Origin of the sequence: Roseateles agri, from assembly GCF_034043675.1 — a bacterium.
Lineage (GTDB): Bacteria > Pseudomonadota > Gammaproteobacteria > Burkholderiales > Burkholderiaceae_C > KK5.
The window spans coordinates 423,655-447,035 of sequence record NZ_JAXCLA010000006.1 but is presented as its reverse complement, the minus strand read 5'-3'; the positions used below and the strand labels follow the sequence as shown (position 1 = coordinate 447,035).

The following is a 23,381-nucleotide window of genomic DNA, read 5'->3' as shown; positions in this document are numbered from 1 at the left end:
AGAATGAGTTTGCTGCGCCGCCTCAGGCCAGCGCGGCCAGCGCGCGCTGCGTGATGTCTTCGACCGTGCCGAGGCCTTCGATGCGGCGGTACTTCGGCGCGTGCGTGTCGCCGCTGGCGGCCCACTGCGAGTAGTAGTCGACCAGAGGACGCGTCTGCGCCTGGTAGACGTCGAGGCGTGTCTTGACGGTCTCTTCCTTGTCATCCGCGCGCTGGATCAGTTCCTCGCCGGTGACGTCGTCCTTGCCTTCGACCTTGGGCGGATTGAACTTCGTGTGGTACGTACGGCCGGAGGCGACATGGACGCGGCGGCCGCTCATGCGCTCGATGATCGCGCTGCTGGGCACGTCGATCTCCAGCACGAAGTCCAGATTCACGCCGGCGGACTTCATCGCATCGGCCTGCGGGATCGTGCGCGGGAAGCCGTCGAACAGGAAACCCTTGGCGCAATCGGGCTGGGCGATGCGTTCCTTGACGAGGCCGATGATGATGTCATCGCTGACGAGAGCACCCGAGTCCATGACCTTCTTCGCCGCCAGGCCCATTTCGGTACCGGCCTTGATTGCGGCGCGCAGCATGTCACCTGTCGAGATCTGCGGAATGCCGAACTTTTGGCAGATGAAGGCAGCCTGAGTGCCCTTACCGGCGCCGGGAGCGCCCAGAAGAATCAGTCGCACGGAATGTGTCTCCTCAATTTAAAAAAGGGCTAGATGCGCCCTTTGTGAACTGCGGGCGAGGATAGCACGCGCACTCAATCACGAAACTTACGCCGCCGGCGTCGATCAGTCGCCTTGTGCTTCGATCAAGCGGCGCACGCGCGCCAGGTCTTCCGGCGTGTCAACGCCCGGGCCCGGCTTCTCGTCGCTGACATGAACGGCGATCCGCTCGCCGTGCCACAGCACGCGCAGTTGCTCCAGCGATTCGATCTGCTCCAGCGGGCTGGCCGCCAGCGTCGGGAAGCGGCGCAGGAAACCGGCGTGATAGGCATAGAGGCCCACATGCCGCAGCGCGCTGCCGGGCTTGGGTGTCGGTGCCGCCGGGCTGCTGCCATCGCGCCACCAGGGCAGCGGCGCGCGCGAGAAGTAGAGGGCCAGGCCTTGCGCATCGGTGACGAGCTTGACGACGTTCGGGTTCGCGAACTCGGCCGCATCGTCCAGCGCATGGGCCACGGTGCTCATCACGCACTGGGGCCGCTCGCGCAGCAGGCGCACGCAGGCATCGATCATCGAGGGCGCGATCAACGGCTCGTCGCCCTGCACGTTGACGACGAGATCGGTGCCGTCCAGCCCCAGCAGTTCGCAGGCTTCGGCCAGACGGTCGCTGCCCGAGGCATGGTCGGCCCGGGTCATCACCGCCTCGACCTGATGCATCTCGCAGGCCTGCCGCACCTCGTGCGAATCGGTGGCGACGACGATTCGAGCCGCCTGCGACAGCGCCGCGCGCTGCGCGACGCGCACGATCATCGGCAGGCCGCCGATGTCGGCCAGTGGCTTGTCGGGCAGCCGCGTGGACGCCAAACGCGCCGGGATGATGACGGTGAAGCTCATCGGCCTTCGGTCTCTGGATCGATCGTCCGCGCCTCGTTGGCCAGCATCACCGGAATGCCGTCACGTACCGGGAAGGCGAGCCGGTCGGCATGGCAGATCAGCTCGCGGCTGGTTTCGGTGCGCACGTGTTCCAGCGGGCCCTTGCACAAGGGGCAGACCAGCATTTCCAGCAGTCGGGTGTCCATGATTCTTCGGTCTAGGTCGGCAGCAGCCGGGCGAGGTGTTCGGCCAGTTGCTGCTCGAAAGCATGTTCGGGCTGGAAGTCTAGCGTGACGACCCAGACGCGGTTCGTGCCGCAACGCGCTGGATCGATCTTGACCGCGTCCTTCTCGGTCAGCACGACGTCGGGCATGCTGGCCGGCCAGGGCAGGTCGGCGAAGTCGTGGTGATCGGGCAGTGCCAGCGTTTCGATGGCGAGCCCTTGCTCGCGCAGCATGGCGAAGAAGCGCTGCGGCTGGGCCATGCCGGCGAGGGCCAGCACCGGCCGCCCACGCAGTGCATGGAGCGCGTCGAGCGTTGCCGGCTCGCCGGTCCACCAGTGGTCCAGGCGCACTGCACCACTGAGCCTGCGTCGTGCCAGCGCGCCGGGCAGGGCCGTGCTGGGTCGGGCCGCGTTATAGAGCACGATCTCATCGGCGAGCAGTTCATCCCGCGGCGACTGCCGCAGCGGGCCGGCCGGCAGCAGGCGGCCGTTGCCGATACCGCGCTCGTCGAACACCAGAACGGCCAGCGAGCGAGGCAATCGCCAGTGCTGCAGGCCGTCGTCGCTGACCAGCACTTGCGTGTCGGGGCTTGCCGCCAGCAAAGCCCGGGCGGCGGCTACCCGATCGCGGCCCACCGCCACTGGCACGCCGCTGCGCAGATGGATCAGCAGCGGCTCGTCGCCCGCCTCACGTGCGCTGGAGGCGCGTGATACCAGCCGCACCTCGTCACCCTCGCGCCCGTAGCCGCGCGAGATCACCCCGGCCCGGATGCCGCGCGCCTTCAGCATCGTTAGCAGACTCAAGGTCGTCGGCGTCTTGCCGGCACCGCCGACGATCCAGTTGCCCACCACGATTACCGGCACCGGCAGACGCTCGGTCTTCAGCCAGCCCCACCGGTAGAAGAGCCGGCGTAGCGCCAGCAAGCCGCCGTACAGCGCCGACAGTGGCCGCAGCAATTGCGACAGCGGCCCGCCCGCGATCCACTCGCGCTGCAGGCGATCTGCCAGTGTCATCAGCGTCCCGTGCTGGTCTGCGCGGCGAAGGTCAGGTGCGACAGGCCGGCGCGGCGCGCCGCGTCCATCACGTTGACGACCGATTGATGCGCGCTCGCGGCGTCGGCGGAAACGACGATCATCGTCTCCGGCCGGCCGTTCGCGGCCTGGGTCAACGCGGCGCTGAGCAGTTCGACCGAGCGGCCTTCCACTGCGTTGCCATTGACGACGTAGCGCCCGTCCGCCGACACGGCCACGACGATCTCCGCCGGGCGTTCCTTCAACTGGTCCGCGTCGGCCACCGGCAGCGACACCTGCAGCTCGGTGAACTTCGAATAGGTGGTGGAGAGCATCAGGAAGATCAGGATCACCAACAGGACGTCGATGAACGGGATCAGGTTGATCTCCGGCTCCTCGCTGCGGCGGTGGCGGAACTTCATGTGGCGAGGTAACGAACCAGCTGGCTCAGCAGGCGGTCGCTGGACTGTTCGAGCTCCAGCACGTACTCCTCTACCTTGCCGCGGAAGTAGCGATAGAACATCAGCGTGGGGATCGCGATCATCAGGCCGAAGGCGGTGTTGTACAGCGCGATCGAGATGCCGTGCGCAAGCAGCGTCGGGTTGCTGCCGCCCGGGGCCTGGCTGCCGAAGATCTCGATCATGCCGACCACGGTGCCCAGCAGGCCCAGCAGCGGCGCGGCGGTGGCGATCGTGCCCAGCGTGTTCAGGTAGCGCTCCAGCTGGTGGATGGCGCGGCGGCCGGCCAGCTCGAAGACCTGGCGCAGCTTCTCTTCATTCATGTTCGGCTCGGCCGTCACGGCGCGCAGGCCCGCTGCCAGCACCTGGCCCAGCAGCGAGTTCTCGGCCAGGCGGTTGACCATGTCGGGCGTCGGCATCTGTTGGGTGGTCACGCCCAGCACTTCGTCGAGCAGCCTGACCGGCGCGATGCGGCTGGCGCGCAGGCTGGAGAAGCGCTCGATCACCAAGGCAAGGGCAACGACCGAACAGAGGAGCAAGGGCCAGATCGGCCAGCCGGCGGCTTGTATGATCGAAAGCAAGGATGGCTCCCCTCGTCGTGTTGGTGGAATCGCGGCGCCGGGCGCGCCTCCGGCACCCGGGATTTGCGCGCGATTATGGCCCGAAGCCGGGGCCTCAAAAGCCAAGGCTTGCCCGGGCACCAGCGCGGGCTTTGCGCCCGGGAAACAATCCACTTCCGCTGTGGATAACTTTGTGGGCAAGCGGGGTCTGCGCGAGCGCGGAGCCCGAAAAATCAGCGGCTTGAACACTTTGCCTCTTTCTTGAGCAGGACAAAACGACTTGAAAAACAAGCGCTTGTATGCGTGTGACGGCACCGTGACAGGCAAGACCGGCCGCCAGCCCAGTATTGGCGCGGCTGTGGAGTTCTCGGCCCGCATGGGCATTGGGTTTGCGCATGGTTGAGCCCTGGCAACGCCCATCGCAGCAGGGTCTGCAGCGTGTGGTCTGGAGCGTTTCGGGCCTGCTGACGGCGGTGTCCGACAGCCTCGCCGCGCGCTTCGCGTCGGTCACTGTCAGCGGCGAGATCTCCGGCTTCACGCGTGCTGGCAGCGGTCACTGCTACTTCAGCCTGAAGGACGCCGACGGCCAGCAGGCCACGCTGCGCTGCGCAATGTTCCGCCGTGCGGCGAGCATGCTCGACTTCAGCCCGGGCGACGGCGCGCTGGTCGAGTTGCGCGGCAAGCTGGCACTGTACGAGCCGCGGGGCGAACTGCAGTTCATCGTCGAGGCGATGCGCCGCGCTGGCGCCGGTGCGCTGTACGAACAGTTCTTGCGCCTGAAGGCGAAGCTGGAAGGCGAGGGCCTGTTCGACGCGCAGCGCAAGCGGCCCTTGCCCGCGTTTCCGCGCCGGCTTGGCGTCATCACTTCCACGGCCGGCGCTGCGCTGCACGACGTGCTGACCGCCCTGGCACGCCGTGCGCCGCATGTCGAGGTGTTCGTGTACCCGAGCCTCGTGCAGGGCGAGCAGGCGCCCGCCGCGCTTGTGCAGGCGCTGCAGACAGCCAATGCGCGGGCCGAGGTCGATGCGCTGCTGCTGGTGCGCGGCGGCGGTTCGCTGGAAGACCTCTGGGCCTTCAACGACGAGCGCGTCGTGCGCGCCGTGGCCGGCTCGGCACTGCCGGTGATCTGCGGTGTCGGCCACGAGACCGACGTGACGCTCAGCGACCTGGCCGCGGACCTGCGCGCCCCGACACCCACGGCCGCCGCTGAACTGGCCGCGCCTTCGCGCGCCTCGCAGCTCGAACTGCTAGACGTGCTCGAGCGAGGCCTGCAGCGCCGCGTCTACGGCGTGCTCGACACGATGGCCCAGCGCCTCGATCGCGCCGGCATGCGCCTTGCCCGCCCGAGCGAGACCTTGGCGCGGGAACGGCGCCGGTTGGCCTTGCTGGGGCAGTCGCTGGGTCAGGTCTTGCCCAGGCGGCAGCTGTTGCAGCAGCAGCGCCTGGGCAACCTGGCGCAGCGCGGCGCGCGGGCGGTGCCTGCGGCCTTGCGGACGCAGCAGCACCGGCTCGATGCGCTGGCCGCACGCCTCGCGGCGCTCGATCCACGCTCCGTCCTGTCTCGCGGTTACGCCTGGCTCGACGACGGGCGCGGCCGCGCGCTCAGCTCGATCGACCAGCTCCAGACCCATGCCGAGGTCACCGCCGTGCTGGCTGATGGCCAGGCTCGCATGCAGGTGCTGAGCAAGCTGCCTACAATCGTCGGCGGCACGAATTCCACCCCCCCTCAGAGGAAATGACATGGAACACACCCTTCCCGCACTGCCCTACCCGAAGGACGCCCTGGCTCCGCACTACAGCCAGGAAACGCTGGAGTACCACCACGGCAAGCACCACAACGCCTACGTGGTGAACCTGAACAACCTTCAGAAGGGCACCGAATTCGAGTCGATGACGCTGGAGGAGATCGTCAAGAAGTCCAGCGGCGGCATCTACAACAACGCTGCCCAGATCTGGAACCACACCTTCTTCTGGAACTGCATGAAGCCGCAAGGCGGCGGCGCTCCCACCGGCGCGCTGGCTGACGCGATCAATGCCAAGTGGGGCAGCTTCGACGCCTTCAAGGAAGCCTTCACCAAGAGCGCCGTCGGCAACTTCGGTTCCGGCTGGACCTGGCTGGTGAAAAAGGCCGACGGCAGCGTCGACATTGTCAACACCGGCGCCGCTGGCACACCGCTGACCACCGCCGACAAGGCGCTGCTGACGGTCGACGTCTGGGAACACGCCTACTACATCGACTACCGCAACCTGCGTCCGAAGTTCCTCGAGGCCTTCCTGACCCACCTGGTGAACTGGGACTTCGCACAGGCAAACTTCGCCTGATAAGACTGATCTGGATACAAGCATGAGCGCTCAGCAACCGACCATCATCTACACCCTGACGGACGAGGCACCGCTTCTGGCGACCGCCTCTTTCCTGCCCATCATCCGCGCCTTCGCGGCGCCCGCTGGCGTTCATGTCGAGACCAGCGACATCTCCGTCGCTGGTCGCATCCTGGGCCAGTTCCCGGAATGCCTGACCGAAGAGCAGCGCGTTCCGGACCGTCTGGCCGAACTCGGCAAGCTCACGCTGAAGGCCGAGGCGAACATCATCAAGCTGCCCAACATCAGCGCGTCCGTCGCGCAGCTGAAGGCAGCGATCAAGGAATTGCAGGACAAGGGCTACAAGATCCCCGCTTACCCGGAGAAGCCCGAGACGGACGAGGACAAGGATGTCCGCGCTCGCTACAACAAGTGCATCGGTTCCGCCGTGAACCCGGTGCTGCGCGAAGGCAACTCGGATCGCCGCGCGCCCAAGGCCGTCAAGGAATACGCCCGCAAGAACCCGCACAGCATGGCCGAGTGGAGCCAGGCTTCGCGCTCGCACGTCTCGCACATGCACGCCGGCGACTTCTATCACGGCGAAAAGTCGATGACGATGGACCGCCCCCGCAACGTCAAGATGGAACTGCTGACCAAGAGCGGCAAGACCATCGTGCTGAAGGCCAAGGTGGCGCTTCAGGACCGCGAGGTCGTCGACTCGATGTTCATGAGCAAGAAGGCGCTGCTCGACTTCTACGAGAAGGAAATCGAAGACGCGCACAAGACCGGCGTGATGTTCTCGCTGCACGTCAAGGCGACGATGATGAAGGTCTCGCACCCGATCGTCTTCGGCCACTGCGTCAAGATCTTCTACCGCGATGCCTTCGAGAAGCACGGCAAGCTGTTCGACGAGCTGGGCATCAACGTCAACAACGGCATGGTCGATCTCTACAACAAGATCGCCACGCTGCCGCAGAGCAAGCAGGACGAGATCAAGCGCGACCTGCACGCCTGCCAGGAGCATCGCCCCGAGCTGGCCATGGTCGACTCGGCCAAGGGCATCACCAACTTCCACTCGCCCAACGACGTCATCGTCGACGCCTCGATGCCCGCGATGATCCGCGCCGGCGGCAAGATGTACGGTGCCGACGGTCGCCTGAAGGAAGTGAAGGCCGTGATGCCGGAGTCGACCTTCGCCCGCATCTATCAGGAGATCATCAACTTCTGCAAGTGGCACGGCGCCTTCGATCCGAAGACCATGGGCACGGTGCCCAACGTCGGCCTGATGGCCCAGCAAGCCGAGGAATACGGCTCGCACGACAAGACCTTCGAGATCTCCGAAGACGGCACGGCCAACATCACCGACCTGGACACCGGCGAAGTGCTGATGAGCCAGGAAGTGGAGCAGGGCGACATCTGGCGCATGTGCCAGGTCAAGGACGCCGCGATCCGCGACTGGGTCAAGCTGGCCGTCACGCGTGCCCGCAACTCCGGCATGCCGGTGGTCTTCTGGCTCGACGCCTACCGCCCGCACGAGGCGCAGCTGATCACCAAGGTCCGCATGTACCTGCACGAGCATGACACGACCGGCCTGGACATCCAGATCATGAGCCAGGTGCGCGCGATGCGTTACACGCTGGAGCGCGTGATCCGTGGCCTGGACACGATCAGCGCCACCGGCAACATCCTGCGCGACTACCTGACCGACCTGTTCCCGATCATGGAACTGGGCACCTCGGCCAAGATGCTGTCCATCGTTCCGCTGATGGCCGGCGGCGGCATGTACGAAACCGGCGCCGGCGGTTCAGCTCCCAAGCACGTGCAGCAGTTGGTCGAGGAAAACCACCTGCGCTGGGATTCGCTGGGCGAATTCCTGGCACTTGCGGTGAGCCTGGAAGACCTGGGCCGCAAGAACAAGAACGCCCGCGCGGCGCTCCTGGCGACCACGCTGGACGCGGCCACGGGCAAGCTGCTGGACAACAACCGCAACCCGAGCCCCAAGACCGGCCAGCTCGACAACCGCGGCAGCCAGTTCTACCTGTCGCTGTACTGGGCCCAGGCGCTGGCCGCGCAGACCGAGGACGCCGAGCTGGCGGCCAAGTTCGCGCCGCTGGCCAAGGCCCTGGCTGACAACGAGTCCAAGATCGTCGCCGAGCTGGCGGCGGTGCAGGGCCAGCCGGCCGACATCGGCGGTTACTACAAGCCTGACATGGAGAAGCTGGAGCGCGTGATGCGCCCGAGCGCGACCTTCAACGCGGCCTTGGCCACGGTGGCTGCCTGATCATCGAGCGCTGATCCGCTTGAGCTCAAAGCCGGCGCTGATGCGCCGGCTTTTTTCCAGAATTTTCGAAATTCATTCCGGAGACGATTTCCCATGTACCAGCACATCGCGGTTCCCGAGCAGGGGGCCAGGATCACGGTCAACGCCGACAACTCGCTGAACGTGCCGGACGAGCCGATCGTCCCGTTCATCGAAGGCGACGGCGTTGGTGCGGATGTCACGCCGGTGATGCTGAAGGTGGTCGATGCGGCGGTGGCCAAGGCCTATGGCGGCAAGCGCAGGATCCACTGGATGGAGGTCTATGCCGGCGAGAAGGCGACCGGCCTGTACGGCCCCGATGTCTCGCTGCCGGACGAGACGGTCGCCGCGCTGAAGGAGTTCGTCGTCTCGATCAAGGGCCCGCTGACCACGCCGGTGGGCGGCGGCATCCGTTCGCTGAACGTGACCCTGCGTCAGAGCCTGGATCTCTACGTCTGCCTGCGCCCGGTGCAGTACTTCAAGGGCGTGCCCTCGCCGCTGAAGGAGCCCCAGAAGACGAGCATGGTCGTCTTCCGCGAGAACTCGGAGGACATCTACGCCGGCATCGAGTTCGCGGCCGAGAGCGAGCAGGCGAAGAAGCTGATCAAGTTCCTGCAGGACGAGATGGGCGCGCGCAAGATCCGCTTCCCCGAAACCTCGGCGATCGGCGTCAAGCCGGTTTCGCGCGAGGGCACGGAGCGCCTGGTGCGCAAGGCCATCCAGTACGCGATCGACCATGACAAGCCCAGCGTGACCCTGGTGCACAAGGGCAACATCATGAAGTTCACCGAGGGTGCGTTCCGCGACTGGGGCTATGCGCTGGCGCAGAAGGAATTCGGCGCCGAGCTGATCGACGGCGGCCCCTGGTGCCGGCTGACGAACCCGAAGACCGGCCGCACGATCACGATCAAGGACTCGATCGCCGACGCCTTCCTGCAGCAGATCCTGATGCGCCCGGCCGAGTACTCCGTCGTCGCCACGCTGAACCTGAATGGCGACTACATCTCCGACGCGCTGGCCGCGCAGGTCGGCGGCATGGGCATCGCGCCAGGCGCCAATATGTCGGAGTCGGTCGCCTGCTTCGAGGCCACGCACGGGACGGCACCGCGCTACGCCGGCAAGGACTACGTCAACCCGGGCTCCTCGATCCTGAGTGCCGAGATGATGCTGCGTCACCTGGGCTGGACCGAGGCGGCCGCGCTGATCATTTCCTCGCTGGAGGCGGCCATCGCCAGCAAGAAGGTCACCTACGACTTCGCCCGGCTGATGGACGGTGCGACGCAGGTGTCGTGCAGCGGCTTCGGCCAGGTCATGATCGACAACATGTAAGGCCCGGCAGGTCGAGGAGCGCGTGACGATGGGCAACGAGATCCACCAGGCGGCTCGTGAGGGCTATGCCGTCGACGCTAAGAGTTATGCGCGTGGCCGGCCGGAATACCCGGCAGAACTCGCCGGATGGCTGGCGGATGAACTCGGCGTGCTGCCGGGCAGCCATGTCGTCGATCTCGGCGCGGGCACCGGCAAGTTCACCAAGCGCTTGCTGGCCAACGGCGCGACGGTGACGGCTGTCGAGCCCGTGGATGCGATGCGCGCCGAACTGGCAGCCGGGCTGCCCGGTGTCGCGGCACTGGTCGGCGCGGCGGCCTCGATGCCGCTGCAGACCGCCATTGCCGACGTGGTCGTCTGCGCGCAGGCGTTCCACTGGTTCGCCGGCGAGGTGGAGCTGAAGGAGATCCACCGGGTGCTGAGGCCGGGCGGCCGCCTGGGCCTGGTCTGGAACGTGCGGGACGAGTCGGTCGACTGGGTGGCGGAACTGACCCGGATCATCACGCCCTACGAGGGCGACGCGCCGCGTTTCTACAAAGGCGACTGGCGCCGGCCGTTCGACGCGAGCCCGTATTTCGATCTGCCGGCGCCGAGCAGTTTCGTGAACGCCCATGTCGGCACGCCGGAAGAGGTGATCGTGGACCGGATTCTGTCGGTCAGCTTCATCGCCACCCTGGAGCCTGAAGAGAAGGCCAAGGTGGCGCGCCGCCTGCGTCGGCTGGTGGCCGAGCATCCGGCGCTAAGCGGGCACGAGACGGTCGCGTTTCCCTACCGGACCGAAGCCTATTGCTGCAGCCGGCGCTGATGAAGGGAAGGGCGGACCCGAGTAAAGAAGCCCGCGGTTGGCGGGCTTCGCGTCGTTCAGTGAGCGACTTCCGCACCTAGCGGAGCGGCGGCTCGGCTGGCCGGGGTGCTGACTTCCATCGGCGTGATGTTCTGCGCCAACTGGCCCTTGGGGCCTTGCACCAGTTCGAAACTCACCTGGCTGCCTTGGCGAAGGGTCCGGAACCCTTCCATCTGGATCGCCGAGAAATGCGCAAATACATCTTCTCCCCCTGCCTCCGGTTCAATGAAGCCAAAACCCTTGGCATCGTTGAACCACTTCACTGTCCCTAAAGCCATAACGCCTCCGTCCCGGTGTCTTTATGCACCAGCGGCATTTTGTGAATTTTGTCAATCCCGTGTCAATTCGGTAGCTGCCCGGTTGGGGCAGACCCGGAGTGTCGACCGATCCCACAAAAAAATTGAAATCGGCAACGCGGGCGGTGCTTGCAATTCGACACAGCGGCGCAAGATGGAATCAGGTCGTGGCGTGCCGCCCGTCACGGAGCCGGAACCCCCGGCCGTCAGCGGGTTTGATGCGCTCTCTATAGAATCGGTCCATGCCAGATATCCCCTCTCAACCTCCACTGCCGCCCGACCAGAAGCCGGGTGGGGAAGACGGCGACGGGGTCACCACCGTCGAGCGCGTTCCGCAGAAAACCGAACCCCCGCGCCTTTACCAGGTGCTGCTGTTGAATGACGATTTCACGCCGATGGAATTCGTCGTTATGGTGTTGCAAGAATATTTTCGCCATGACCTGGATACGGCGACCCAGATCATGCTCAAAATCCACCACGAAGGGCGTGGGGTCTGCGGCGTCTTCACGAAGGACGTTGCGGCGACGAAGGTCGAATTGGTGCTGGCCGCCGCTCGGCGAGCCGGCCATCCTTTGCAGTGCATTATGGAGGCCGCATGATTGCGCAAGAGCTTGAAGTCAGCCTGCACATGGCGTTCGTTGAAGCGCGCCAGCAGCGACACGAATTCATCACCGTCGAGCACTTGCTGATGGCCCTGCTGGACAACCCGTCCGCTGCAGAAGTCCTGCGCGCCTGCTCGGCGAACCTGGACGACCTGCGCAAGTCGCTCGCCCAGTTCATCAAGGAAAACACGCCCACCGTGGGCGGCACCGATGAGGTGGATACCCAGCCGACGCTGGGCTTCCAGCGCGTGATCCAGCGCGCCATCATGCACGTGCAGTCCACCGGCAGCGGCAAGAAGGAAGTGACCGGCGCCAACGTGCTGGTCGCGATCTTCGGCGAGAAGGACTCCCACGCCGTCTACTACCTGCACCAGCAGGGCGTGACGCGGCTGGACGTGGTCAATTTCATCGCGCACGGCATCAAGAAGAGCGAACCGCCGGAACCGCCGAAGGGTGGTGCCGAGGGCGGCGCTGGCAACGAGGCCGAGCGCGAGGAAGCGGAAGGCCAGGGCGGCAAGGGTTCGCCGCTGGAGCAGTTCACGCAGAACCTCAACCAGATGGCCAAGGACGGCAAGATCGATCCGCTGATCGGCCGCGAGTTGGAAGTCGAGCGGGTCGTGCAGGTGCTGTGCCGCCGCCGCAAGAACAATCCGCTGCTGGTCGGCGAGGCCGGCGTAGGCAAGACGGCGATCGCCGAAGGCCTGGCCTGGCGCATCACCGAGGGCGACGTGCCCGAGGTGCTGGCCGAGGCCGTGGTCTATTCGCTGGACATGGGCGCGCTGCTGGCGGGCACCAAGTATCGCGGTGACTTCGAGCAGCGCCTGAAGGCGGTGCTCAAGCAGCTGAAGGACCAGCCCAACGCCATCCTCTTCATCGACGAGATCCACACGCTGATCGGTGCCGGCGCTGCCTCGGGCGGTACGCTGGACGCCAGCAACCTGCTGAAGCCGGCACTGAGTTCCGGTGCGATGAAGTGCATCGGCGCCACCACCTTCACCGAGTACCGCGGCATCTTCGAGAAGGATGCAGCGCTGTCACGCCGGTTCCAGAAGGTGGACGTGGCCGAGCCTTCGGTCGAGCAGACGATCGAGATCCTGAAGGGCCTCAAGTCGCGCTTCGAGGAGCACCACAGCGTCAAGTACGCGCTGGGCGCTCTGCAGGCTGCGGCCGAGCTGTCGGCCAAGTACATCAATGACCGCCATCTGCCGGACAAGGCGATCGACGTCATCGACGAGGCCGGCGCTGCCCAGCGCATCCTGCCGAAGAACAAGCAGAAGAAGACCATCACGCGCGCCGAGGTCGAGGACATCGTCGCCAAGATCGCGCGCATCCCGCCCGCGTCCGTGTCGACCGATGACCGCGGCAAGCTGAAGAGCCTGGACCGCGACCTGAAGAGCGTGGTGTTCGGCCAGGAGCCTGCCATCGATGCGCTGGCCGCCGCCATCAAGATGGCGCGCTCGGGCCTGGGCAAGCCGGACAAGCCGATCGGCTCCTTCCTGTTCAGCGGCCCGACCGGCGTCGGCAAGACCGAAGTCGCGAAGCAGCTCGCCTACATCCTGGGCATCGAGCTGATCCGCTTCGATATGTCCGAGTACATGGAGCGCCACGCCGTGAGCCGCCTGATCGGCGCGCCTCCGGGCTACGTCGGTTTCGACCAGGGCGGCCTGTTGACCGAGGCGGTGACGAAGAAGCCGCACGCGGTGCTGCTGCTCGACGAGATCGAGAAGGCGCACCCGGACGTCTTCAACGTGCTGCTGCAGGTGATGGACCACGGCGCGCTGACGGACAACAACGGCCGCAAGTCGGACTTCCGCAACATCATCATCATCATGACGACCAATGCGGGCGCCGAGACGATGAACAAGTCCACCATCGGCTTCACCACCCAGCGCCAGCAGGGTGACGAGATGGCCGACATCAAGCGCCTGTTCACGCCCGAGTTCCGCAACCGCCTGGACGCGATCGTGTCCTTCCGCGCGCTGGACGAGGAAATCATCATGCGCGTGGTCGACAAGTTCCTGCTGCAACTGGAAAGCCAACTGCAGGAAAAGAAGGTCGAGGTCACGTTCAGCGATGCGCTGCGCAAGCACCTGGCGAAGAAGGGATTCGATCCGCTGATGGGCGCCCGCCCGATGCAGCGGCTGATCCAGGACACGATCCGCCGCGCGCTGGCCGACGAACTGCTGTTCGGCCGCCTGGTCGACGGTGGCCGCCTGAGCGTCGACGTGGACGACAAGGGCGAGGTCGTGCTGGACATCCAGCCGAACAAGGCCAACAACAAGCCGAAGGCGGAGCCCGCTACTGCGAGTTGATTGGCGAGTTGATTGATGGGCTGATCAGCCCTGCTGAAAGAAGTCCGAGAGCAGCCGGTACAGAGCCGGCTGCTCTTTTTTCATCTCGGCCGGCGCGACGAAGAAGGCTTCGACCGCGACGGCGAAGAACTCTTCTGGCGCCTCGACGCCGTAGGGATCGATCAGCGTGTCCTCGCCGGCGTCGACCCGGTCGCAGAACTCGTTCCACTCCGCTTCGAGCACGTCGAGCCACTGCTCGCGGGCTTCGGCGCTCGGCAGCGGGGGCACGCCGTCGGCCCAGCCATCGCGCATGTCGATCACGTGCGCGAACTCGTGGATGACGACGTTGAACACGGCGGACTCGTCGGCGAATTCGTCCGGCGCCGCGGCGGCCCAGGTCAGCATCAGCGGCCCGCCCTCCATGGCCTCGCCGACCAGCGCCTCCTCGTACTGGTGGACGATGCCGTCCTCGTCCATCACCTCGCGCGGCGCCAACACCTCGTCCTCGTGCATCACGATGCCGACGAAGCCGTCGTACCACGCGAGGCCCAGCTTCAAGACGGGCAGGCAGGCCTGCGCGGCGACGGCCAGCGCGATCTCGTCCGTGACCTCGAAGCCGCCGACGCCATGGAATTCCTTGCTCGCCAGGAACAGCGAGCAGAGCCGGCGCAACTCGGTGAGGTCCTCCGCGCTGCGCCGCGCAAGGAACGGGTAGCGCAGCAGCGTCAGTTCCCACAGTGCATCGGGGATCGCATGGCGCTCCAACGCCTTGGCTTCACGCCAGCGCTTCCAGAGCCCGCCGATCATGCGAGGTCGATCCGGCGCAGGCCGGCGTGGCGCAGGCGCAAGACGTCGCCGCGCGGTGGCGTGGCCTCGAAGTCCCAGTCGGACAGGACATAACGCCGAAATCCATCGCCAAGATCGTGGACCGCCGGCCGGTGTGTATGGCCATGGATCATCGTCTTGCATCCGGTCGCGGTGAGCCACTGCCGGCAGGCCTCGGCATCCAGGTCGGCCCAGAGTTCCTGCTTGGCCTGGTTCGCCATGCTGGCGGCGCGCATCTGCCGGCCGATCTCACGGCGTTCCGCCAGCGGCTTCGCCAGCAGCGCGGCCTGCCAGGCGGGGTCGCGCACTTGGGCGCGGAAGGCCTGGTAGGGCTTGTCCTCCAGGCACAGCGCGTCGCCATGCGTCAGCAGCACGCGCTGGCCGCAGGCGTTCAGCACCGTCGGATCGTTCAGGCGCGCCATGCCACAGTCGGCCAGCATCGCGTCGCCGACGAGGAAGTCCCGGTTGCCGGGCATGAAGAAGAGCTTGCAGCGCTCGGAAGCGGCGCGCAGTAGCGTGACGCAACGGGCCTCGAACGGGTCGAAGCGTCCGTCGTCGCCGACCCAGACCTCGAAGATGTCGCCCAGCAAAAAAACCGCCTCGGCGGCGGTTTCTTCAAGGTGGCTCGCCAGTGCGGCGAAGGTGGCTGGCGTGTCCGCCGACAGGTGCAGGTCCGACAGGAAGTCGATCCGGCGCCAGTCGGCCGGCAGTGTCAGCTCGGCAATCTCAACTTGCAAGTTCAGGCGGCGAGCTCGGTGGCGCGTTCGATGACGACGTCCTCGTTCGGCACGTCGCTGTGGCCCATCTGGCGGCCGGTCGCGACCTTCTCGATCGAGTCGACGATGTCCTGGCCTTCGACGACCTTGCCGAACACGGCGTAGCCCCAGCCGTCCGAGCTCTCGGCCTTGTTGAGGAAGCCGTTGTTCTTCGTGTTGATGAAGAACTGGCTGGAGGCCGAGTGGGGGGCGCTGGTGCGGGCCATCGCCAGGGTGTACTTGTCGTTGGTCAGGCCGTTGGCCGATTCGTTCTGGATCGGCGCGTCGGTGGCCTTCTGCTTCATGCCGGATTCCATGCCGCCGCCCTGGATCATGAAGCCCTTGATCACGCGGTGGAAGATCGTGCCGTCGTAGTGGCCCTTCTTCACGTAGCTCAGGAAGTTCTCGGTCGTGGCCGGGGCTTTCGCGTCGTCAAGCTCGATGACGATGCGGCCATGGTTCGTTTGCAGTTCGACTTTCTTGCTCATTTCTTGGACTCCACAATGGCCTTGGTGATGATGACGGGCGTCTGCGGCACGTTCTGGAACATGCCCGTGTCCGTCACGGGCACGGCGCGGATCTTGTCGACCACCTCCATGCCCTCGATGACTTGGCCGAACACCGCATAGCCGTTGCCGTCGCGCGCGTTGTCGGCGTCGAGGAATGCGTTGTCGACCGTGTTGATGAAGAACTGCGCGGTGGCGGAGTTCGGATCGCCGGTACGCGCCATCGCGACGCTGCCGCGCACGTTGTGCAGGCCGTTGCGCGACTCCAGCGGGATCGGCGCCTTGGTGGGCTTCTGCTCCATCTTGGTGGTGAAGCCGCCGCCCTGGATCATGAAGTTGGCGATCACGCGGTGGAACACCGTGCCGTTGTACTGGCCGGACTTCACGTACTGGAGGAAGTTGGCCACCGACTTCGGCGCCTTTTCGGCGTCGAGCTGGATGCGGATATCGCCCATCGAGGTCGTCAGCTTGACGGTCTGGGCCTGGGCGGCAAAGGCCAGCAGAAGGGCGGCGAGGCCGCCGAGGGTGCGCTTGATCGTCACGTTAATCATCGCTTTGTGCATGGATGGCATGGGGTGTCGGGTCCTGGATGCGGGACGGATTGTCCCTCAGCGGCCGCTCGTGCTGGCCTTGATCAGATCCTGCGTGCGCTTGAGCTTCAGCGCCAGTGCGTCGCTCGGGGCAATCTGCGCGCCCTGCGCGCGCTGGTAGGCGCGCTGTGCGAGGCGCAGCATCAGGTCGCCCATGTTTTCCTGGGCCTGCGCGTTGTCGGGCTGCAGGCGCAGCGCCTGTTCGAGGTCGGCCTGGGCCTGGTCCAGATCGCCCGTGCCGGCGTGAATGACGGCCAGGTTGTTGAACGGATCGGACAGGTCCGGGAAATCCTGCGTCAGCGCGGTGAAGATGCGCGCCGCATCCTCGCGTTCGCCGGTTTCCATCTTCATCACGCCGAGGGCGAAGCGCAGCTTCAGCTCGTCGGGTGTGGCCTTGAGTGCCTGCTCGATGGTGGCGATCGCCTGCGGGCGCTGGCCGGCCAGCCACAGCTTCTGGGCGGTGTCGAGTTCGTTGGCGGCGCGGGCCGCCAGGCCTGCGCCCAGCAGCAGTGCCAGGATCGCCAGCTTGAGAAACTTGCGGGTTTGCATCGGTTTGAGTGGGGTCTTGGGTGCGCGGCGGGGCCCGATGGGGCGGGCTTTTCCTGGGATCAGGCGGGCATCGCCGCGGGACCCTGCCGGTATACTGCGGGCCATTCTACGGTGCCCCTGCACGCCGCGCTGCCTGATGCCGGGCGCAGCTGATGCCGGTCACGGGCCGGCCCAATTCCATGTCTCTTCGCCTCTACAACACGCTGGCCCGCGCGGTCCAGCCTTTCACTCCGATCGACCCTGGCAACGTGCGCATGTACGTCTGCGGCATCACGGTCTACGACCTGTGCCACATGGGTCACCTGCGGATGAACATGGCCTTCGACGTGATCAACCGCTGGCTGCGTGCCAGCGGCTACAAGGTCACCTACGTCCGCAACATCACCGACATCGACGACAAGATCATCCGGCGGGCCGTCGAGCGCGGCATCACGATCCGCCAACTGACCGACGAGATGGCGACCGCGATGCACGAGGACTTCGCTGCCGTCGGCCTGATGCTGCCGGACCACGAGCCGCGCGCAACCGAATACGTGCCGCAGATGCTCTCGCTGATCGATCGCCTGGAGCAGCGCGGCTTGGCTTATCGCGCGACCGACGGTGACGTCAACTACGCCGTGCGCAAGTTCGACGGCTACGGCAAGCTGAGCGGCAAGAGCCTGGACGATCTGCGTGCCGGCGAGCGCGTGGCGGTGAACGAGGACGGCAAGCAGGATCCGCTGGACTTCGTGCTCTGGAAGGCCGCCAAGCCCGAGGAGCCCGCCGACGCCAAATACGCCAGCGACTACGGCCCTGGCCGGCCCGGCTGGCACATCGAGTGCTCGGCGATGAGCTGCGCGCTGCTGGGCGAGAGCTTCGATATCCACGGTGGTGGCGCCGACCTGCAGTTCCCGCACCACGAGAACGAGATCGCGCAGAGCCAGGGCGCCGGCTATCCGTTTGCCACCTATTGGCTGCACAACGGCTTCCTGAACGTCGACGGCGAGAAGATGTCCAAGAGCCTGGGCAACTTCTTCACCATCCGCGACGTGCTGAAGAGCTACGACGGCGAGACGCTGCGCTACTTCATGCTGCGCACGCACTACCGCAGCCCGTTCAACTTCAGCGACGCCAACCTCGACGACGCACGCAACTCGCTGCGCCGGCTGTACACGGCGCTGGATGCCGTCGAGGCTGCGCCGGCCGCCGCCGCGATCGATTGGAACCAGCCCCAGCCCGCTGCCTTCAAGGCCGCGATGGATGAGGACTTCAACACCCCTGGCGCCGTTGCCGTGCTGTTCGAGCTGGCCAACCAGGTCAACAAGAGCCGCGACCCGCAGGACGCCGCGCTGCTGAAGCAGCTCGGCGGCGTGCTGGGCATCCTGCAGCAGGCCCCGCGCCAGTACCTGCAGGCCGGCTCCGGCCTGGACGAAGTTGCCATCGAGGCACAGATCGCCGCCCGCGCCGCCGCCAAGGCCGCCCGTGACTTCGCCGGTGCCGACCGCATCCGCGCCGAGTTGCTGGCTGCCGGCATCGTCCTGAAGGACACGGCCGCAGGTACCACCTGGGTGAAGGCCTGAGCGTGGCGCGCGCGAAGGTGCCCGGGGCCGCCCCGGACGTCACGCCCGAGTATTGGGACGAGGCCTGCCGCCATCTGGTGAAGCGGGACCGCGTGATGAAGAAGCTCATCCCGCAGTTCGGCGAGGCGCGGCTGAAGCTGCGCAGCGATCCGTTCACCACCCTGGCCCGTTCGGTGATCGGCCAGCAGATCTCGGTCAAGTCCGCGCAGGCGATGTGGGAGCGCTTCCTGGCGCTGACCACCACACCCGGCTCGCGCATCCTGCCCGCTGCCGTGCTGGCGCAACCGGTCGAGGCGCTGCGCGCGATCGGCCTGGCCGCGCGCAAGACCGAGTACGTGCGCGACCTGGCTCGGCACTTCGAAGAGGGCAACGTCCACGTCAAGCAATGGGCGCAGATGGAGGACGAGGCCATCGTCGAGGAACTGGTTGCGATCCGCGGCATCGGCCGCTGGACGGCCGACATGTTCCTGATCTTCCACCTGATGCGGCCCAATGTGCTGCCGCTGGAAGACCCCAATCTGATCCAGGGCATCAGCGAAAATTACTTCTCGGGCGAGCCCGTGTCCCGCGCCGAGGCGCGCGAGCTGGGCGAGGCCTGGGCCCCCTATCGGTCAGTGGCCACATGGTACATTTGGCGGAGTCTGGATCCAGTCCAACCGCTCCCCGCCGAGAAGTGAGCCCCTGCCGCCGCTCCATGAGACCGGCCCCAGGAACTTCCGCAACGAACGCAAAAGCAGGATGAGCAAGAAACACTTCCTCGAATTCGAGCAGCCGATCGCCGAGCTCGAAACCAAGATCGAAGAACTGCGCTACGTGCAGAGCGAATCAGCCGTCGACATCTCCGAAGAGATCGACCGCCTCAGCAAGAAGAGCCTGCAGCTCACGAAGGACGTCTACGCCAACGTCGCGCCCTGGCAGGTCTACCAGATCGCCCGCCACCCGCAGCGCCCGCAGACCCTCGACTACTGCAGCGAGGTCTTCACCGAATTCCAGGAACTGCACGGCGACCGCCATTTCGCGGACGACGCAGCCATCGTCGGCGGCCTCGCCCGCTTCAACGGCCAGGCCTGCATGGTCGTCGGCCACCAGCGTGGCGGCGATTCCAAGGAGCGCACCAAGCGCAACTTCGGCATGCCCCGCCCCGAGGGCTACCGCAAGGCGCTGCGCCTGATGAAGCTGGCCGAGAAGTTTGGCCTGCCCGTCTTCACCTTCATCGACACCATGGGTGCCTATCCCGGCATCGGCGCCGAGGAGCGCGGTCAGTCGGAAGCCATCGGCCGCAACATCCTCGAGATGGCGCAGCTCGAAGTGCCCATCATCGCCACCGTTATCGGCGAAGGCGGCTCCGGCGGTGCGCTGGCCATCGGCGTGGCCGACCAGGTGCTGATGCTGCAATTCGCTGCCTACTCGGTGATCTCGCCGGAAGGCTGCGCATCCATCCTCTGGAAGAGCAGCGAGCGCGCGGCCGACGCCGCCGATGCGCTGGGCATCACTGCCCACCGCCTGAAGGCGCTGGGCCTGATCGACAAGATCGTCAATGAGCCGGTCGGCGGCGCCCACCGCGACCAGAAGCAGATGGCCTCGAACCTGAAGCGCGCGCTCAGCGACGCGCTGCGCCAGGTCAGCGACCTGAAGCCGCAGGAACTGGTCGATCGCCGTTACTCCCGCATCCAGGCCTATGGCCGATTCGGCGACACCAAGAACCGCTGACCGACCCCGCCTTGCCGTCGCCTACAGCGGCGGGCGCGATTCCACGGCGCTGCTGCATGCGGTGGCCGGGCAAGCGAAAGAAGCCAGCATCGAGGTGCTGGCTTTTCACATTCATCACGGCCTAAGCACGCATGCGGACGCCTGGGCGGCCCATTCGGAGCGCCAGTGTGCTGCCTGGGGTGTCACCCTGCGCACGCATCGCCTGAGCGGCGGGCCGGCCGTGGGCGAAAGCATCGAAGCCTGGGCGCGCGAGGCGCGCCATGCCGCGCTGGCCGAACTGTGCGCCGAGCACGGCGTCGATCTATTGCTTCTGGCCCATCACCGTCGCGACCAAGCCGAGACGCTGCTGCTGCAGGCCCTGCGCGGCGCCGGTGCGGCCGGCTTGGCCGCGATGCCGAAGATGCAATGGCGCGACGGCATCTGCTGGGCCCGGCCCTGGCTGGACCGGCCGCGCGAGTCGATCGAGGCCTACGTTGCCGCGCACGGCCTGGAGTACATCGAGGACGACAGCAACGCTGATCCACGCTTCGCCCGCAATCGCCTGCGGCTGGCCGTATGGCCGTCGCTGGGCGAAGCGTTCCCGCAGGCAGAGGCCGCCCTGGCGCAGAGTGCGAACTGGGCGCAGCAGGCGCTGGCCCTGCAGCAGGAGATGGCCGCCGTCGATCTGGCCGGCCGCGTCGATGAGCGCGGCCTCGCGCTGCACGAACTGCAATTGCTCTCACCCGCCCGCGCCGCCAACGCGCTGCGCGCTTGGCTCCACCAGGCGACCGGTCAAGTCGCGCCGGCCAGCCTCGTTCAACGCATCCAGGCCGGGGAGGGCGGCAGCGGCTCCGCCTGGCCCTGTGCCGGCGGCCTGCTGCGCCTGTACCGCGGCAGGCTCAGTTGGCAGCCGGCGGCCGAAAGCCCGGCTCCCGGCCCTTCGCAAATGGTGAATCTCGGCTTGCCCGGAAGCTATGTGCAGCCGGGCTGGGCAGGGACTTGGGAGGTCGCCGCCGTGCCCTCCGGCGGCGTGTCACCAATCCACCTGCAAGACCTGACCCTGCGAGCACGCCAAGGGGGTGAACAGTTCCAGCGTGCCCGGGGAAGCGCGCTGCGAAGCCTCAAGAAGGCGTATCAGGAAGCCGGCGTTCCAGGCTGGGCGCGCAGCGGTCCTTTGCTGTTTTCCGGCGCCGAGCTGGTGTTCGTCGCGGGCCTCGGCATCGACGCGCGCATGCTCGCCGCGCCGGGCGAGCCGCAGCTGAGCCTGCGCTGGCTCCCCGTAGAATCCCGAGTTCCGTTCACCGATCCCTGATTCATCCCCTATGGCCTTGATCGTTCACAAATACGGCGGCACGTCGATGGGCTCCACCGACCGCATCCGCAACGTCGCCAAGCGCGTGGCGAAATGGGCGCGTGCCGGCCACCAGATGGTCGTCGTGCCCTCGGCCATGAGCGGCGAGACGAACCGCCTGCTGGGCCTGGCCAAGGAACTGCAGCCGAGCTCGATCACCGCAGAGGCGATGCGTGAACTGGACATGATTGCCGCCACCGGCGAGCAGGTCTCGGTCGGCCTGCTGGCCCTGGCCCTGCAAGCCGAGGGCATGGAAGCCGTCAGCTACACCGGCTGGCAGGTGCCCGTGCAGACCGACTCCTCGTACACCAAGGCCCGCATCGAGAGCATCGACGACGCCCGCGTGCGCGCCGACCTGGCTGCCGGCAAGGTCGTCGTCATCGCCGGCTTCCAGGGCATCGACGAAGACCAGAACATCACCACCTTGGGCCGCGGCGGCTCCGACACCTCGGCCGTGGCCATCGCCGCGGCGATGAAGGCCGACGAGTGCCTGATCTACACCGACGTGGACGGCGTCTACACGACCGATCCGCGCATCGTCCCCGAGGCACGCCGCCTGCACACGATCAGCTTCGAGGAAATGCTGGAGATGGCGTCGCTCGGCTCCAAGATCCTGCAGATCCGCTCGGTCGAGTTCGCCGGCAAGTACCGCGTGCCGCTGCGCGTGCTGTCCAGCTTCACCGCCTGGGACATCGACATCGACGAGGAGGCCAAGTCCGGCACCCTGATCAGTTTTGAAGAGGACGAGAAAATGGAACAAGCCGTCGTATCCGGCATTGCCTTCAACCGCGACGAAGCCAAGGTGACGCTGCTGGGCGTGCCCGACAAGCCCGGCATCGCCTTCCAGATCCTGGGCCCGGTGGCCGAGGCCAACATCGACATCGACGTCATCATCCAGAACGTCTCGCAGGACGGCAAGACGGACTTCTCGTTCACCGTGCACCGCAACGACTACGCGCGCACGATGGAACTGCTGGAGAAGAGCGTCGGCCCGGCCACGAACGCGGCCAAGGTCGTCGGCGACCCGAAGATCTGCAAGGTGTCCATCGTCGGCATCGGCATGAAGTCGCACGTGGGCGTGGCCTCGAAGATGTTCCGCGCGCTGAGCGAGGAAGGCATCAACATCCAGATGATCTCCACCAGCGAGATCAAGACCAGCGTCGTCATCGACGAGAAGTACATGGAGCTCGCCGTGCGCGCGCTGCACAAGGCTTTCGATCTAGACCAGGCACCCGCCTGAGCGCTTTTTTCGTAGAGGTCGCAAATTCTTGATATAGAATGCGTGGCTCTGCTGGAGTCGTGACCGAGTGGCCGAAGGTGCTCCCCTGCTAAGGGAGTATTTGCCTAAAAAGCGAATCGAGGGTTCGAATCCCTCCGACTCCTCCAAGTTCAAGAAACCCCGTAAATCTCTGATTTACGGGGTTTTTTCTTGCCCGCAGCACAACCGTTTCGGGATCGGAAACGGAGTCTTTCGTGATCAGCGGATTCCGTTCGGCAGAGGCCCGCGTCAACATGCCGCCTATGTCAAAACTGGTGTCGATGCGCGTGCTCGTTGCCGTCGTTGAAGAGCGCGGGCTTGCTGCAGCGGCTCGGTCGCTCGACATGAGGCCTTCCGCAGCGATGCGAGCCCTCGACGAGCTTGAAGCGCGCCTAGGGGTGAGCCTGCTGGATCGCACGCCCGGTGCCGAACGGGTGACCGACGTCGGCTTGCGATTCGCCGAAGAGTACCGCCGCATCCTGGACGACCTTCGCGACGTCGAACTGACGATGCCTCGTCTCTATGACCCCGCCGGGTCGGCGCGGTCTCGTCGAAGGTAGATC

26 protein-coding genes and 1 tRNA gene are annotated in these 23,381 nt (G+C 66.1%); 15 read left to right on the top strand and 12 right to left on the bottom strand.

What is annotated here, in order from left to right; all coding sequences use genetic code 11:
* Positions 1-22: 22 nt before the first annotated feature.
* The 6 genes from adk to SNE35_RS19915 all read right to left on the bottom strand — a co-directional run bounded on the left by adk (position 23) and on the right by SNE35_RS19915 (position 3,798).
* A complete protein-coding gene (adk, locus tag SNE35_RS19940; protein ID WP_320424750.1) occupies positions 23-676 on the bottom strand; it encodes an adenylate kinase in 654 nt (217 codons plus the stop codon).
* Between the two features lie 105 nt (positions 677-781).
* On the bottom strand, positions 782-1,546 hold the full coding sequence (gene kdsB, locus SNE35_RS19935; protein ID WP_320424749.1) for a 3-deoxy-manno-octulosonate cytidylyltransferase: 765 nt from the start codon (positions 1,544-1,546) through the stop codon (positions 782-784).
* Positions 1,543-1,731, bottom strand: a complete 189-nt coding sequence (locus tag SNE35_RS19930) for a Trm112 family protein (RefSeq protein ID WP_320424748.1) — start codon at positions 1,729-1,731, stop codon at positions 1,543-1,545. The genes kdsB and SNE35_RS19930 overlap by 4 nt, the downstream gene beginning before the upstream one ends.
* Positions 1,732-1,742: 11 nt before the next feature.
* Complete coding sequence (gene lpxK / locus SNE35_RS19925; RefSeq protein ID WP_320424747.1) at positions 1,743-2,762, bottom strand: tetraacyldisaccharide 4'-kinase; 1,020 nt, start codon at positions 2,760-2,762, stop codon at positions 1,743-1,745.
* Positions 2,762-3,181: an ExbD/TolR family protein gene (locus tag SNE35_RS19920; RefSeq protein WP_320424746.1), complete on the bottom strand. Its 420-nt coding sequence runs from the start codon at positions 3,179-3,181 to the stop codon at positions 2,762-2,764. Before SNE35_RS19920 ends, lpxK begins: the two co-directional genes overlap by 1 nt.
* Positions 3,178-3,798 carry a MotA/TolQ/ExbB proton channel family protein gene (locus tag SNE35_RS19915; RefSeq protein ID WP_320424744.1) on the bottom strand — a complete coding sequence of 207 codons (621 nt, stop codon included), beginning with the start codon at positions 3,796-3,798 and terminating at the stop codon, positions 3,178-3,180. The genes SNE35_RS19920 and SNE35_RS19915 overlap by 4 nt, the downstream gene beginning before the upstream one ends.
* A 259-nt stretch (positions 3,799-4,057) precedes the next feature.
* On the opposite strand from SNE35_RS19915, the gene SNE35_RS19910 reads away from it, so the two are divergent.
* The 6 genes from SNE35_RS19910 (at position 4,058) to SNE35_RS19885 (ending at position 10,508) form a co-directional block, all read left to right on the top strand.
* Entirely contained in the window at positions 4,058-4,180 is a 123-nt protein-coding gene (locus SNE35_RS19910) for a hypothetical protein (RefSeq protein WP_320424743.1), read from the top strand.
* Complete coding sequence (xseA, locus tag SNE35_RS19905; RefSeq protein WP_320424742.1) at positions 4,173-5,516, top strand: exodeoxyribonuclease VII large subunit; 1,344 nt, start codon at positions 4,173-4,175, stop codon at positions 5,514-5,516. The genes SNE35_RS19910 and xseA overlap by 8 nt, the downstream gene beginning before the upstream one ends.
* Position 5,517: 1 nt before the next feature.
* The gene (locus tag SNE35_RS19900) at positions 5,518-6,099 is read left to right on the top strand and encodes a superoxide dismutase (RefSeq protein ID WP_320424740.1); all 582 of its coding nucleotides are present in this window, start codon (positions 5,518-5,520) and stop codon (positions 6,097-6,099) included.
* Positions 6,100-6,121: 22 nt separating this feature from the next.
* Positions 6,122-8,359 carry an NADP-dependent isocitrate dehydrogenase gene (locus tag SNE35_RS19895; RefSeq protein WP_320424739.1) on the top strand — a complete coding sequence of 746 codons (2,238 nt, stop codon included), beginning with the start codon at positions 6,122-6,124 and terminating at the stop codon, positions 8,357-8,359.
* Positions 8,360-8,452: 93 nt separating this feature from the next.
* On the top strand, positions 8,453-9,706 hold the full coding sequence (gene icd / locus SNE35_RS19890; RefSeq protein ID WP_320424738.1) for an NADP-dependent isocitrate dehydrogenase: 1,254 nt from the start codon (positions 8,453-8,455) through the stop codon (positions 9,704-9,706).
* Positions 9,707-9,734: 28 nt separating this feature from the next.
* Positions 9,735-10,508: a class I SAM-dependent methyltransferase gene (locus tag SNE35_RS19885; RefSeq protein WP_320424737.1), complete on the top strand. Its 774-nt coding sequence runs from the start codon at positions 9,735-9,737 to the stop codon at positions 10,506-10,508.
* 56 nt (positions 10,509-10,564) lie between these two features.
* Here the strand turns inward: SNE35_RS19885 and SNE35_RS19880 are convergent, their stop codons facing one another.
* On the bottom strand, positions 10,565-10,825 hold the full coding sequence (locus tag SNE35_RS19880) for a cold-shock protein (RefSeq protein WP_320424736.1): 261 nt from the start codon (positions 10,823-10,825) through the stop codon (positions 10,565-10,567).
* A 260-nt stretch (positions 10,826-11,085) separates the two neighbouring features.
* On the opposite strand from SNE35_RS19880, the gene clpS reads away from it, so the two are divergent.
* Together clpS and clpA are read left to right on the top strand one after the other, a co-directional pair.
* Entirely contained in the window at positions 11,086-11,442 is a 357-nt protein-coding gene (gene clpS / locus SNE35_RS19875; RefSeq protein WP_320424735.1) for an ATP-dependent Clp protease adapter ClpS, read from the top strand.
* On the top strand, positions 11,439-13,757 hold the full coding sequence (gene clpA / locus SNE35_RS19870) for an ATP-dependent Clp protease ATP-binding subunit ClpA (RefSeq protein WP_320424733.1): 2,319 nt from the start codon (positions 11,439-11,441) through the stop codon (positions 13,755-13,757). Before clpS ends, clpA begins: the two co-directional genes overlap by 4 nt.
* A 24-nt stretch (positions 13,758-13,781) precedes the next feature.
* Here clpA and SNE35_RS19865 read toward each other — a convergent pair whose 3' ends face one another.
* The 5 genes from SNE35_RS19865 to SNE35_RS19845 are packed head-to-tail and all read right to left on the bottom strand — an operon-like array spanning position 13,782 to position 16,961.
* A complete protein-coding gene (locus SNE35_RS19865) occupies positions 13,782-14,543 on the bottom strand; it encodes a M90 family metallopeptidase (protein WP_320424732.1) in 762 nt (253 codons plus the stop codon).
* Positions 14,540-15,304, bottom strand: coding sequence for a UDP-2,3-diacylglucosamine diphosphatase (locus SNE35_RS19860; protein ID WP_431312772.1), 765 nt, complete (start codon positions 15,302-15,304; stop codon positions 14,540-14,542). The genes SNE35_RS19865 and SNE35_RS19860 overlap by 4 nt, the downstream gene beginning before the upstream one ends.
* Positions 15,301-15,804, bottom strand: coding sequence for a peptidylprolyl isomerase (locus SNE35_RS19855; RefSeq protein ID WP_320424730.1), 504 nt, complete (start codon positions 15,802-15,804; stop codon positions 15,301-15,303). Before SNE35_RS19855 ends, SNE35_RS19860 begins: the two co-directional genes overlap by 4 nt.
* Positions 15,801-16,385, bottom strand: a complete 585-nt coding sequence (locus SNE35_RS19850; protein ID WP_320424862.1) for a peptidylprolyl isomerase — start codon at positions 16,383-16,385, stop codon at positions 15,801-15,803. The genes SNE35_RS19855 and SNE35_RS19850 overlap by 4 nt, the downstream gene beginning before the upstream one ends.
* A gap of 45 nt (positions 16,386-16,430) precedes the next feature.
* The gene (locus tag SNE35_RS19845) at positions 16,431-16,961 is read right to left on the bottom strand and encodes a tetratricopeptide repeat protein (RefSeq protein WP_320424729.1); all 531 of its coding nucleotides are present in this window, start codon (positions 16,959-16,961) and stop codon (positions 16,431-16,433) included.
* 179 nt (positions 16,962-17,140) lie between these two features.
* On the opposite strand from SNE35_RS19845, the gene cysS reads away from it, so the two are divergent.
* The 7 genes from cysS (at position 17,141) to SNE35_RS19810 (ending at position 23,378) form a co-directional block, all read left to right on the top strand.
* Complete coding sequence (cysS, locus tag SNE35_RS19840) at positions 17,141-18,520, top strand: cysteine--tRNA ligase (RefSeq protein WP_320424728.1); 1,380 nt, start codon at positions 17,141-17,143, stop codon at positions 18,518-18,520.
* Between the two features lie 2 nt (positions 18,521-18,522).
* Complete coding sequence (locus SNE35_RS19835) at positions 18,523-19,197, top strand: DNA-3-methyladenine glycosylase family protein (RefSeq protein ID WP_320424726.1); 675 nt, start codon at positions 18,523-18,525, stop codon at positions 19,195-19,197.
* A 61-nt stretch (positions 19,198-19,258) separates the two neighbouring features.
* Positions 19,259-20,230 carry an acetyl-CoA carboxylase carboxyltransferase subunit alpha gene (locus tag SNE35_RS19830; RefSeq protein WP_320424725.1) on the top strand — a complete coding sequence of 324 codons (972 nt, stop codon included), beginning with the start codon at positions 19,259-19,261 and terminating at the stop codon, positions 20,228-20,230.
* Complete coding sequence (tilS, locus tag SNE35_RS19825) at positions 20,199-21,521, top strand: tRNA lysidine(34) synthetase TilS (RefSeq protein ID WP_320424724.1); 1,323 nt, start codon at positions 20,199-20,201, stop codon at positions 21,519-21,521. The genes SNE35_RS19830 and tilS overlap by 32 nt, the downstream gene beginning before the upstream one ends.
* A gap of 10 nt (positions 21,522-21,531) precedes the next feature.
* Positions 21,532-22,800: an aspartate kinase gene (locus SNE35_RS19820; protein WP_320424723.1), complete on the top strand. Its 1,269-nt coding sequence runs from the start codon at positions 21,532-21,534 to the stop codon at positions 22,798-22,800.
* A 53-nt stretch (positions 22,801-22,853) separates the two neighbouring features.
* Positions 22,854-22,946 (top strand) — tRNA-Ser (locus SNE35_RS19815).
* A gap of 87 nt (positions 22,947-23,033) precedes the next feature.
* Positions 23,034-23,378 carry a LysR family transcriptional regulator gene (locus SNE35_RS19810; protein ID WP_320424722.1) on the top strand — a complete coding sequence of 115 codons (345 nt, stop codon included), beginning with the start codon at positions 23,034-23,036 and terminating at the stop codon, positions 23,376-23,378.
* Positions 23,379-23,381: the final 3 nt, after the last annotated feature.

Coding starts and splice junctions, on each gene's coding strand:
- kdsB (WP_320424749.1), bottom strand. CDS start 1,546: ATGAGCTTCACCGTCATCATCCCGGCGCGTTTGGCGTCCACGCGGCTG.
- SNE35_RS19930 (WP_320424748.1), bottom strand. CDS start 1,731: ATGGACACCCGACTGCTGGAAATGCTGGTCTGCCCCTTGTGCAAGGGC.
- lpxK (WP_320424747.1), bottom strand. CDS start 2,762: ATGACACTGGCAGATCGCCTGCAGCGCGAGTGGATCGCGGGCGGGCCG.
- SNE35_RS19920 (WP_320424746.1), bottom strand. CDS start 3,181: ATGAAGTTCCGCCACCGCCGCAGCGAGGAGCCGGAGATCAACCTGATC.
- xseA (WP_320424742.1), top strand. CDS start 4,173: ATGGTTGAGCCCTGGCAACGCCCATCGCAGCAGGGTCTGCAGCGTGTG.
- SNE35_RS19900 (WP_320424740.1), top strand. CDS start 5,518: ATGGAACACACCCTTCCCGCACTGCCCTACCCGAAGGACGCCCTGGCT.
- SNE35_RS19895 (WP_320424739.1), top strand. CDS start 6,122: ATGAGCGCTCAGCAACCGACCATCATCTACACCCTGACGGACGAGGCA.
- icd (WP_320424738.1), top strand. CDS start 8,453: ATGTACCAGCACATCGCGGTTCCCGAGCAGGGGGCCAGGATCACGGTC.
- SNE35_RS19885 (WP_320424737.1), top strand. CDS start 9,735: ATGGGCAACGAGATCCACCAGGCGGCTCGTGAGGGCTATGCCGTCGAC.
- SNE35_RS19880 (WP_320424736.1), bottom strand. CDS start 10,825: ATGGCTTTAGGGACAGTGAAGTGGTTCAACGATGCCAAGGGTTTTGGC.
- clpS (WP_320424735.1), top strand. CDS start 11,086: ATGCCAGATATCCCCTCTCAACCTCCACTGCCGCCCGACCAGAAGCCG.
- clpA (WP_320424733.1), top strand. CDS start 11,439: ATGATTGCGCAAGAGCTTGAAGTCAGCCTGCACATGGCGTTCGTTGAA.
- SNE35_RS19865 (WP_320424732.1), bottom strand. CDS start 14,543: ATGATCGGCGGGCTCTGGAAGCGCTGGCGTGAAGCCAAGGCGTTGGAG.
- SNE35_RS19855 (WP_320424730.1), bottom strand. CDS start 15,804: ATGAGCAAGAAAGTCGAACTGCAAACGAACCATGGCCGCATCGTCATC.
- SNE35_RS19850 (WP_320424862.1), bottom strand. CDS start 16,385: ATGCACAAAGCGATGATTAACGTGACGATCAAGCGCACCCTCGGCGGC.
- SNE35_RS19845 (WP_320424729.1), bottom strand. CDS start 16,961: ATGCAAACCCGCAAGTTTCTCAAGCTGGCGATCCTGGCACTGCTGCTG.
- cysS (WP_320424728.1), top strand. CDS start 17,141: ATGTCTCTTCGCCTCTACAACACGCTGGCCCGCGCGGTCCAGCCTTTC.
- SNE35_RS19830 (WP_320424725.1), top strand. CDS start 19,259: ATGAGCAAGAAACACTTCCTCGAATTCGAGCAGCCGATCGCCGAGCTC.
- tilS (WP_320424724.1), top strand. CDS start 20,199: ATGGCCGATTCGGCGACACCAAGAACCGCTGACCGACCCCGCCTTGCC.
- SNE35_RS19820 (WP_320424723.1), top strand. CDS start 21,532: ATGGCCTTGATCGTTCACAAATACGGCGGCACGTCGATGGGCTCCACC.